The following is a 10,631-nucleotide window of genomic DNA, read 5'->3' on the forward strand; positions in this document are numbered from 1 at the left end:
GGATTCATCCAGCCCCGCCGGCGTTTGAGGCGCGGGCTCCGGGGCGGAGCCCCGGGCGGGTCCGGGCAGCGCCCGGGGAACGGGGGAAGGGCGGGTAGGGGACCCCTGTGCGCAGCGTGACGGGCGGCTCCGTAGCCCAGCACCCCGGCGTAGCCCGCGGTCTGGCGGCCCCGTAGCCCGGCGGCCCGGCCAGTCCGGCAGCCGGTCGGCGGCTCCGTAGCCCGGCGGCCCGGGCAGCCCGGCAGCCGGGCGGCGGCGTCGGCCCGGCGCCACCGCGTCAGCGGGCCCAGCGGCCCCGCTCGTGGGCGTAGCCGTAGACCGGGCGGTCCGAGGAGACGGCGGAGATGCGCCAGGGGCGGCCGTCCTCGTCGAGGCGGAGGGTGCCGGAGCCGGTGGGGCCGCTCCAGCGGAGGTCCAGGGACCAGTCGCAGTCGCATCCGGTGCTGGTCGCCACCACCCGCAGGACGGCCGGTTCGGTGGCCGAGACCCGGAGCGGGAAGGCAGGTGCCGCGATCACCTCCCCCTCGTTGTTGCCTGCCACCGGCCGGGCCAGTGGGCGCGGCGCGTCCAGGTTGACCGCGAACCCGGCCGGGGTGAGCCCTCCGCCGCAACCCTGCGACATCTCGTAGACGTTCCACGGCAGCGGGGACCGCCGCCCGGCCACCCGTACCTCCATGTCCTCCAGGACCACCGCTTCCGGCCCCGTGCCCAGCAGGGTGACCTCCACGATCTGCGTCCCCGCGTGGACGGCCTTCCGTCCCGCCGCCCACGCCGGCGCGTCCGCCTCCAGCGGGGGCGGGGGCACCGTCGAGGGCGCCGCCTCGGCGAGGTACGCGTGGTCGCAGGCCGCCGCCCACACGTGCGACCGTACGGCCGCGCGCAGGGGCGGGGAGACCGGCGAGGGGCCTCCCGTCACCGCGGGTCCGGTCGGCGCGCCCGTCGAAGCGCCCGTCGAAGCGCCCGTCGCCGTCGGAGTCGGAGTCGGAGTCGGAGTCGCCGCGGGCCCGGTCCCTTCCGACTCGCTCGCCGACGCCGTCGGCCCGGCCGTCGCCGCAGCCGCCCCCGTGGCCCCGGCGGGCGCTGTCGGTCCGGCCTGGGGTGACCGGTGGTCCGGACCCGTCTGCGGAAGCCACCGGACGCCCACCGCGAGGGCCACGACCGTGGCGACCGCGACCCCGGCCAGCAGCAGCCGGCGCCCGGACCGGCGCGGCGGCGGCGCCCCCGGAACGTCGGGCTGCGCGGCCTCCGTCTCCGGCTCGGCCTCCGGGTCCGCCCGCTCCCCCTCGTCCAGGGACGGCGCCTCCACCGCGACCGCCCGCCGCCGCGCATCCGCCAGCAGCCAGGCCCGGTGCAGTTCCACCGCCTCCGCCGGCGTCGCCCCGCAGGCCCGCGCGAAGCGGTCCACCACCGCGAACTCCGCGGGCAGCGCCTCGCCGCTGCAGTAGCGGTGCAGGGTCGACGTGCTCGTGTGGAGCCCTCGCGCGAGGACCCCGTAGCTCCGCCCGCTCCGCTCCTTCAGTTCCCTCATCGACCGCGCGAACGCCTGCGCCTCGGCCGATCTCCCCGTCCCGGAGTTCCGTTCCATGCCAAGGATGTTCCCGCAGCTGACGGTACGTACGGCCGTTCCACCGTCCCGAATTCGTCCCGATCCGTAGGCGCGGGCCGGGGCCGGGGTACAGCCTTCTCCAGAGACACCTCCGCACCATCACGGACCTCACGGGGAGAACCGACCATGTTCCGACGCACCGCCCGGACCGCCGCCGTCCTCGCGGCCACCGCGGCCGCCGCCACCGCCCTCGTCCTCACCGCTTCCACCACCTCCACGGCCGCCGTCACCGTGCCCGGGTTCCTGTCGGGCACCGACCTGCCCCCGCATCCCGGCTCCGCCTGGTACGCCGGGAAGGTCACCAAGGGGCTGCCCGAGTTCCCGCCGTTCTGCGCGGACGGCGTGCTCCCCGCCACCGGGAGCTGGTACCGCGACTTCGGCACCGAGTTCGACACGAACGCGGTCCAGGTGTCCGTACGCACCTCCTCCAGCAGCGCGGCCATCAAGCTCAAGGCGGCCCTGGAGCGCAAGGTGGCGGCCTGCGCCGCCGACTGGCTGCGCGAGACCCCGGGCGGTACGGCCTCCTGGCAGGACTACGGGAAGCTCAGCGTCGAGGAGGGCGCGCACGTCTACGGGGTGCACACCTCCATGCCGGAATCCGAGCCCGGCGTCCACCTGTTCGGCATCGGACGCGACGGCTCCACGGTGACGTTCGTGAGGTGGGGGCAGATGGGGTACCTGCACGAGGCGCCCCTCCCGGCCTTCAAGAAGACCACCGTCAAGGCGGTGAACAAGCTCAACCCCTGACGCACCGCGCCCCCGGTGGGACCATGGAAGGGACGGGGAAGCCGGGGTGGGCGAAGACGTCGAGGCGGCGATGGCCATGCGCACCGGAAACGAGCCGGTGACCGCCCGCAGCGCGCTGCGGCTGCGCTTCTGGCTGAGCCTGTGGGGGCTGATCTGGTCCGGTGCCGGGGCGGCGGCGTTCTCGCTCGCCGCCCGGCCCGGGTGGGCGGCGGCCTGCGCCGCCGTCGCCGTGCTCGCGGCCGTGGACCTGGCCGTGGTGCTCCGCCGCATGCACCAGGGCCCGCACTACCAGCCGGGCCGCGACGTCCCCCCGTACGAGCCCCCGGGCCACTAGGTCGTCTCTTCCGGACGACCTAGACCCACACCGGTCGCGCCCCGGAGCCCCGCCGGGCTACTTCTCGAAGCGGGCCGCCGCCAGGTAGTCCGGCTGCGGGTCCAGGGCGGCCGCGAGGCGGAAGTGCTTGCGGGCCTGGTCCGGCCGGCCGGCGCGCTCGTGGGTGCGGGCCAGCGCGAAGTGGGCGAACGCGTTGTCCGGCTCGCGCTCCAGCACGATCTCGAACTCCAGCTCCGCCGGACGCAATTGGGCGGCGGCGAAGAAGGCCCGGGCACGCAGCAGCCGGGCCGCCGTGTTCTCCGGGTGGGCGGCTATGACCGAGTCGAGCAGCTTCACCGCACCGCGCGGGTCGCGCGCGGCGAGGAGCTGCTCCGCGGCCCGGTAGTCGATGACGTGCGTCTCGGGCGACGAGGACCGAGGGGGCGGCGGGAGCTGCGGCGTGGTGTCGGACACGGTCTGTTCCTTCCCTCTACAGGCGCGTTCAACGCCCCGCACACCGCCCGCTATTCCATCGGCGTTCCGTCAGCCGAGCCGCTCCCCGAGCCGGGCGTACAGCTCGGTGACGGCGGCGTCGGCGGCCGGGGAGACGGGGAAGAGGTTGAGGAAGGTGTGGATCAGTCCGTCGTAGGTACGGGCGAAGACGTCCACGCCGGCGTCGCGGAGGGCTTCGGCGTAGGCGTTGCCCTCGTCGCGCAGCGGGTCGTACTGGGCGGTGCCGATGACCGCGGGGGCGAGGCCGGTGAACTTCTCGGCGCGCAGCGGGGAGACCCGGAAGGAGCCTCGGACGGCGGGGTCGTCGCCCGCATAGAGGTGCTGGAGGTCCAGGACGTCCTGGGTGCGCAGGACGTAGCCGGTGGCGTTCTCGGTGCCTGAGGGGTGGTCGCCGACGAAGTCGGTGGCGGGATACACCAGGAGTTGCGCGGCCAGCGGCCGGCCCTCGTCGCGGAAGGTGAGGGCGACGGCGGCGGCCAGGTTTCCTCCGGCGCTGTCGCCGGCCACGGCGAGGCGGTCGCGGCGGCCTCCGTAGTCCTCGATGTGGTCGGCGGCGTGGTGGACGGCGGCGAGGCAGTCGTCGTAGGCGGCGGGGAAGGGGTGCTCGGGGGCCAGGCGGTAGCCGACGGCCACGACCACGGCGTTCACGTCGCGGCACATCCGCCGGGTGACCTCGTCGTGGGTGTCGAGGTCGCCGGTGAGCCAGCCGCCGCCGTGGAAGAAGACGACCGTGGGAACGGGTCCGCCGCCTGCGGGCCGGTAGACGCGGACGGGGATCCGCCCGGCGGGTCCGGGGACGGCGGTGTCCTCCACCGAGCCGACCTCGATCGGCTCCGGCAGTGCGAAGCCGGCGCCCGTCCTGCGGCTCGCCTCGCGCGGCACCTCGGGATCGGTGTCGATGACCCGGGGGGCCGGGTGGGCGTTGACCTGGTCGAGTACGGCGGCGATGGACGGGTCGACGGGCGTGCGCGGCACCCTTCTCCGGCGGACGTGCGTGTCTCGCATCGTGCGGTCACGCCGCGGACGCCGCCACCGGAGACCCTCCGGTGGCGGCGTCCGGCGGGTCGGCGTCCGTCAAGATCAGGGACACGCGGCGGCCGTCGCGATCAGGGTCACGCAGCACCCGTCGGATCAGGGCCACGCGACGCCCGTCACGATCAGGGCTACGCAACGCCCGTCACGATCAGGGCCACGCGGCGCCCGTCGCACGATCAGAGCGACGCGGCGCCCGTCATGCCCCGGTGCCCCCCGCCGCCCGCGCCGTGAGTTCCTCCCACACCTTGCGCACCTGCGGCTCCAGCGCCTCCAGCGGCCCGTCGTTGTCGATCACGAGCGTGGCCACGGCCAGCCGCTGTTCCCGCGTGGCCTGCGCGGCCATCCGGGCCCGGGCCTCCGACTCCTCCATGCCCCGCAGCCCCGTGAGCCGGGCGAGCTGGGTGGCGGGCGCCGCGTCCACGACGACGACCAGGTCGTACAGGGGAGCGAGCCCGTTCTCCGCGAGCAGCGGTACGTCGTGCACCACGATCGCGTCGGGCCCCGCGGCGGCTTCCAGCTCCGCGGACCGGGCCCCGACCAGCGGGTGCACGATTCCGTTGAGGATCCGCAGCTTCGCCGGGTCGGCGAACACGATCGACCCCAGCTTCGGGCGGTCCAGCCCGCCTGCGGGAGCCAGTACGGACTCCCCGAAGGCCTCCACCACCGCCGCGAGTCCGGGCGTACCCGGCTCCACGACCTCCCGCGCGATCCGGTCGGCGTCCACGACGACCGCCCCGTACCCCGCCAGCAGTCGCGAGACCTCGCTCTTGCCGGCGCCGATTCCGCCTGTCAGGCCAACTTTCAACATGCCGGGCAGACTAGCCCCCGCGTCCGGGGACCCGTACGGGCCCCCGGACTGAGGCTGCGGTCCGAGGCGGTTCCTCAGCCCTCGCCCTCGCGCTCCGCCAGGAAACGCTCGAATTCGAGGCCGATCTCGTCCGCCGACGGAATCTCCGTGGGCTCCGCGATCATGTTGCCCCGGGTCTCGGCGCCGGCCGCCGCGTCGTACTGGTGCTCCAGCCCCTGGACCAGGCTGACCAGCTCCTCGTCGCCCTCCCGGATCTGCCGGTCGATCTCCGTCTGCGTGCGGTGCGCCTCGGTGCGCAGCGCGTGCGCGACCGACGGCAGGACCAGACCCGTCGCGGCGGTGATCGCCTCCAGGACGGTCAGCGCGGCGTCGGGATACGGGGAGCGCGCCACGTAGTGCGGTACGTGGGCGGCGACGCCCAGCACGTCGTGCCCGGCCTGCCCGAGGCGGAACTCGACCAGCGACTCGGCGCTGCCGGGGACCTGGGCCTCGTCGAAGGGGCTGCGGTGTCCCGGCATGAGGTCGGTCCGGTTGCCGTGCGGGGTGATCCCGACGGGCCGGGTGTGCGGGACGCCCATGGGGATGCCGTGGAAGTTGACGGAGAGCCGTACGCCCAGGCGCTCGACGATCTGCCGCACGGCGACGCAGAAGCGCTCCCACTCCACGTCCGGCTCGGGGCCGGACAGCAGCAGGAAGGGTGCGCCCGTGGCGTCCTGGACGAGGCGCACCTCGAGCTGGGGCTCCTCGAACTCCGTCCAGTGGTCGCGCTGGAAGGTCAGCAGCGGGCGGCGCGCCCGGTAGTCCACCAGACGGTCCGCGTCGAACCGGGCCACGACCTGGTGGGGCAGCGTGTCGAGCAGTCGCTCGACGATCTGCTCTCCGGTCTCACCCGCGTCTATGTACCCCTCGAAGTGGTAGAGCATGACCAGCCCGGCCGAGTCCTGGGCAAGCGCCAGGTCGGCCACCGCCAGGCCCTTGGCGTCCCATTCGTACAAACCCTGTGGATCAAGCACTGCCACCACTCCTCCTCCGCCGCGTTCTCTGGCAAGAACGTCCAAGGAGCCGTGACCATTCCCCAGTTGACGGCATTCACGAGATCGCCCGGCACGGCCGCACAACGCGGTAAGGCCCGCCCCCCTGAGGGGACGGGCCTTACCGGTGAAGATCAGCTCGGCTCACACCGTGCTGCTGCGATCAGCTCTGGCCGCCGGCCAGCTTCTCGCGGAGCGCGGCGAGGGCCTCGTCGGACGCCAGGGCGCCAGAGGTCTCGTCCGCACCCTCGGAGGAGTACGAACCACCCGAGATGCCCGCACCGGCGCTGCTGCTGCTGCCCGCGGCCGGAGCGGCCGCACCCTCGGCAGCGGCGGCCTCGTCGGCCTCGCGGCTCTTGATGACCTGGGCCTGGTGCTGCTCGAAGCGCGTCTGCGCCTCGGCGTACTGGCCCTCCCAGGCTTCGCGCTGCTTGTCGAAGCCCTCGAGCCAGTCGTTGGTCTCGGGGTCGAAGCCCTCGGGGTAGATGTAGTTGCCCGCGTCGTCGTACGAGGCAGCCATACCGTAGAGGGTCGGGTCGAACTCGACCGAGGCCGGGTCGGCACCGAAGGACTCGTTGGCCTGCTTCAGGGACAGCGAGATCCGGCGACGCTCGAGGTCGATGTCGATGACCTTGACGAAGATCTCGTCGTTGACCTGGACGACCTGCTCCGGGATCTCCACGTGGCGCTCGGCCAGCTCGGAGATGTGGACCAGACCCTCGATGCCCTCGTCCACGCGGACGAACGCACCGAACGGAACCAGCTTGGTGACCTTACCCGGGACGACCTGACCGATCTGGTGCGTCCGGGCGAACTGCTGCCACGGGTCTTCCTGCGTCGCCTTCAGCGACAGGGAGACACGCTCGCGGTCCATGTCGACGTCGAGGACCTCGACGGTGACTTCCTGGCCGACCTCGACAACCTCGGACGGGTGGTCGATGTGCTTCCAGGACAGCTCGGAGACGTGGACGAGACCGTCGACGCCACCCAGGTCCACGAAGGCACCGAAGTTGACGATCGAGGAAACGACGCCGGAGCGGACCTGACCCTTCTGCAGGGTGGTGAGGAACGTCTGGCGAACCTCGGACTGGGTCTGCTCGAGCCAGGCACGGCGGGACAGGACCACGTTGTTGCGGTTCTTGTCCAGCTCGATGATCTTCGCCTCGAGCTCCTTGCCCACGTAGGGCTGGAGGTCGCGGACGCGACGCATCTCGACGAGGGAGGCCGGAAGGAAGCCACGGAGGCCGATGTCGAGGATGAGACCACCCTTGACGACCTCGATGACGGTACCGGTGACGATGCCGTCTTCTTCCTTGATCTTCTCGATCGTGCCCCAGGCGCGCTCGTACTGCGCACGCTTCTTGGACAGGATCAGACGGCCTTCCTTGTCCTCCTTCTGGAGAACAAGGGCCTCGATCTCGTCGCCGACCTTGACGACCTCGTTCGGGTCGACATCGTGCTTGATCGAGAGCTCGCGGCTCGGGATGACGCCCTCGGTCTTGTAACCGATGTCGAGGAGAACCTCGTCACGGTCGACCTTCACGATGACGCCGTCGACGATGTCGCCGTCGTTGAAGTACTTGATCGTCTCGTCGATCGCGGCGAGGAACGCGGCCTCGTCACCGATGTCGTTGACCGCAACCTGCGGGGTGGTGGCGGTGGTCTCGGTGCTGCTCGTCATGTGGGTAAGGGCTCCGGTTACGGACAGAAAGTCGTAGGTACTGCTACGCCGGGAGCCCTTATCGGCATCTGCCGAAGAAGCCGGACAGCCAAGGAAGCCCCAGTTCCGCGAAATGCGGGGTGGGGGCCTCGAAAACCGAGGGGACATCAACAGATACAAGCGCAGCCTGCTAGGTCTGAGGAGCACAGGCTCGCAGCGCAACTTGTAGCATACGGGGGCAGCCGGACAGGGTCAATGCGCGAAGGCGCACACCCCGGGCGGATCACCGCACAACCGGCACAATTGGCGGGCGGGCAGGCGCCGATGGCCCCTCCAGCCCGCTTTCCGCAGACATTCGCAGACTACGACGACGGGCCCCATGAACCAAGAGGACTACGCCCCCGAAGAGGCGTACGAAGCCGGATCGGCCGCCGAAGACGATTCCGAGGCCACGCGGCGTGACGCGGGGGAAGCGGAGAGCAGTCGGGCGAGCCGGGGCTGGTGGGACCGCAACGCCGACGAGTACCAGAGCGAGCACGGCGCCTTCCTCGGCGACGACCGCTTCGTCTGGGGACCCGAGGGCCTGGACGAGGCGGAAGCGGCCCTGCTCGGGCCCGCCGCCTCCCTCAAGGGCAAGGACGTCCTGGAGATCGGCGCCGGCGCCGCCCAGTGCTCGCGCTGGCTGGCCGCCCAGGGCGCCCGCCCCGTCGCCCTGGACCTCTCCCACCGCCAGCTCCAGCACGCCCTGCGGATCGGCGATGACGTCCCGCTGGTCGAGGCGGACGCCGGCCGCCTCCCCTTCCGCGACGGCTCCTTCGACCTCGCCTGCTCCGCCTACGGGGCCGTGCCCTTCGTCGCCGACCCCGTGAACGTCATGCGCGAGGTGCGCCGCGTCCTGCGCCCCGGCGGCCGCTGGGTCTTCTCCGTCACCCATCCCGTCCGCTGGGCCTTCCCCGACGAGCCGGGCCCCGAGGGGCTGTCCGTCTCCGCCTCCTACTTCGACCGCACCCCGTACGTCGAACAGGACGAGCAGGGCCGCGCCGTATATGTGGAGCACCACCGCACGATCGGCGACCGGGTACGGGACGTGGTCGCGGGCGGCTTCCGCCTCGTCGACCTGGTCGAGCCGGAGTGGCCCGCGTGGAACAGCCAGGAGTGGGGCGGCTGGTCCCCGCTGCGGGGCAACCTCATCCCCGGCACGGCGATCTTCGTGTGCGAGCGGGACTGAGCCGGTGACGGGACAGCGCGTGATCCGTACGGCCGACCTCGACTCCCTTCCCGTACGGGAAGCCCTGCCCGCGCTCGTCTCGGCGCTCGACGCCCACGGCACCGCCGTGCTCTGCGCCCCGCCCGGCACCGGCAAGACCACACTGGTGCCGCTGGTACTGGCGGGGCTGGTGGGACCGGCCGGCAGTGAATCGGCACGCGGACCCCGCCGCCGGATCGTGGTCGCCGAACCCCGCCGGATCGCCGCCCGCGCGGCGGCCCGGCGGATGGCCTGGCTGCTCGGCGAGCAGGTGGGCGCCTCGGTGGGCTTCACCGTGCGCGGGGAGCGGGTGATGGGGCCCTCCACCGTGATCGAGGTGGTCACCACCGGGGTGCTGCTCCAGCGGCTCCAGCGGGATCAGGAGCTCTCGGGCACCGATCTGGTGATCCTGGACGAGTGCCACGAGCGGCACCTGGACGCCGACACGGTCGCCGCCTTCCTCCTGGACGTGCGCGCGACCCTGCGCCCGGAGCTGCGCCTCCTCGCGGCCTCGGCGACCACGGACGCCGACGGCTGGGCGCAGCTCCTCGGCGGCGCCCCGGTCGTGGAGGCGGCCGGGATCACCCATCCGGTGGAGACCGTGTGGGCCCCGCCGGCCCGCCCGGTGCGTCCGCCGCACGGGATGCGGGTGGATCCGGCGCAGCTCACGCACGTGGCCTCGGTGGTGCGGCGGGCGCTGGCGGAACGTTCCGGCGACATCCTCTGCTTCCTGCCCGGCGTCGGCGAGATCGCCCGGGTCGCCGGGCAGCTCGGCGCCGTCGACGCGGAGGTCCTCCAGATACACGGCCGCGCTCCGGCCTCCGTCCAGGACGCCGCGCTGTCGCCCGCGCCGCACCGCCGGGTCATCCTGTCCACCGCCGTCGCGGAGTCCAGCCTGACCGTGCCCGGCGTACGGATCGTCGTGGACTCGGGGCTGGCCCGCGAACCCCGGGTCGACCACGCCCGGGGCCTGGGCGCGCTGGCCACCGTACGGGCCTCCCGCGCGGCCGGCCGCCAGCGCGCGGGCCGTGCCGGGCGCGAGGCCCCCGGCACGGTGTACCGCTGCTGGGCCGAAGCGGAGGACGGGCGGCTGCCCGCGTACCCCTCCCCCGAGATCCGGATCGCGGACCTCGCGCAGTTCGCCCTCCAGGCCGCCTGCTGGGGCGACCCGGACGCGACCGGCCTGCCCCTGCTCGATCCGCCGCCGGCCGGAGCGATGGCCGCGGCGCGGGAGGTGCTGCTCGCGGTGGGCGCGGTGACCCCGGCCGGGCGGCCCACGCCGCGCGGGCTGCGGATGGCCCGGCTCGGCCTGCACCCGCGCCTGGCCCGGGCCCTGCTCGACGGCTCCGCCGCGCTGGGGGCTCGGCGGGCGGCGGAACTGGTGGCCCTGCTGAGTGAGGAGCCGCCGCGGGAGTACGGGGACGACCTGGCCGCGGCCTGGCGCCGGGCCCGTGCGGGCGGCGACCCGTACGCATCGCGCTGGCGCGCGGAGGCCCGGCGCTTGGAGCGCGCAGCGGGAGAAGGCGGCCCTGCGGGGCATTTCCCCACCCCGCCCCTTCCCGATTCCCGGGGCTCCGGCCCCGACCCCCCATTCTGGCCAGCCACCCCCCCGGTTCCCGAGGGAGGCCCCCCCCCCACCGAAGCCCAAAACGCCCCCCCCCCCGAAAAGGGA

General features: G+C 73.4%; 10 protein-coding genes. 4 read left to right on the plus strand and 6 right to left on the minus strand.

Annotation, left to right across the window (positions count from 1 at the left end; genetic code table 11):
• Window positions 1–277: 277 nt before the first annotated feature.
• A complete protein-coding gene (locus tag ACFWBW_RS30825) occupies window positions 278–1,585 on the minus strand; it encodes a helix-turn-helix domain-containing protein (protein WP_385379336.1) in 1,308 nt (435 codons plus the stop codon).
• Between the two features lie 147 nt (window positions 1,586–1,732).
• Between ACFWBW_RS30825 and ACFWBW_RS30830 the strand changes: the two genes are divergently transcribed.
• Both ACFWBW_RS30830 and ACFWBW_RS30835 read left to right on the plus strand, forming a co-directional pair.
• On the plus strand, window positions 1,733–2,353 hold the full coding sequence (locus tag ACFWBW_RS30830) for a hypothetical protein (protein WP_385379339.1): 621 nt from the start codon (window positions 1,733–1,735) through the stop codon (window positions 2,351–2,353).
• Between the two features lie 76 nt (window positions 2,354–2,429).
• Complete coding sequence (locus ACFWBW_RS30835; protein ID WP_385379458.1) at window positions 2,430–2,687, plus strand: DUF6343 family protein; 258 nt, start codon at window positions 2,430–2,432, stop codon at window positions 2,685–2,687.
• A gap of 57 nt (window positions 2,688–2,744) precedes the next feature.
• Here the strand turns inward: ACFWBW_RS30835 and ACFWBW_RS30840 are convergent, their stop codons facing one another.
• The 5 genes from ACFWBW_RS30840 to rpsA form a co-directional block, all read right to left on the minus strand.
• Entirely contained in the window at window positions 2,745–3,140 is a 396-nt protein-coding gene (locus ACFWBW_RS30840; protein WP_266909598.1) for a tetratricopeptide repeat protein, read from the minus strand.
• A 69-nt stretch (window positions 3,141–3,209) separates the two neighbouring features.
• Window positions 3,210–4,154 (minus strand): alpha/beta hydrolase, encoded by a 945-nt coding sequence (locus ACFWBW_RS30845; protein WP_385379343.1) that lies wholly within the window; start codon window positions 4,152–4,154, stop codon window positions 3,210–3,212.
• Window positions 4,155–4,410: 256 nt separating this feature from the next.
• On the minus strand, window positions 4,411–5,022 hold the full coding sequence (gene coaE / locus ACFWBW_RS30850) for a dephospho-CoA kinase (protein ID WP_385379346.1): 612 nt from the start codon (window positions 5,020–5,022) through the stop codon (window positions 4,411–4,413).
• Window positions 5,023–5,096: 74 nt separating this feature from the next.
• Complete coding sequence (locus ACFWBW_RS30855; RefSeq protein ID WP_385379349.1) at window positions 5,097–6,035, minus strand: PAC2 family protein; 939 nt, start codon at window positions 6,033–6,035, stop codon at window positions 5,097–5,099.
• A gap of 181 nt (window positions 6,036–6,216) precedes the next feature.
• Entirely contained in the window at window positions 6,217–7,734 is a 1,518-nt protein-coding gene (gene rpsA, locus ACFWBW_RS30860) for a 30S ribosomal protein S1 (RefSeq protein WP_243338283.1), read from the minus strand.
• A gap of 358 nt (window positions 7,735–8,092) precedes the next feature.
• Here rpsA and ACFWBW_RS30865 point away from each other — a divergent pair, with 358 nt between their 5' ends.
• Together ACFWBW_RS30865 and ACFWBW_RS30870 are read left to right on the plus strand one after the other, a co-directional pair.
• Window positions 8,093–8,941 (plus strand): class I SAM-dependent methyltransferase, encoded by an 849-nt coding sequence (locus ACFWBW_RS30865; protein ID WP_385379353.1) that lies wholly within the window; start codon window positions 8,093–8,095, stop codon window positions 8,939–8,941.
• A gap of 19 nt (window positions 8,942–8,960) precedes the next feature.
• A partial coding sequence (locus ACFWBW_RS30870) for a DEAD/DEAH box helicase (RefSeq protein WP_385379462.1) occupies window positions 8,961–10,631 on the plus strand: 1,671 nt, incomplete at its 3' end.

The sequence above is a fragment of the Streptomyces sp. NPDC059957 genome (assembly GCF_042730015.1).
In the GTDB taxonomy this organism is placed as follows: domain Bacteria; phylum Actinomycetota; class Actinomycetes; order Streptomycetales; family Streptomycetaceae; genus Streptomyces.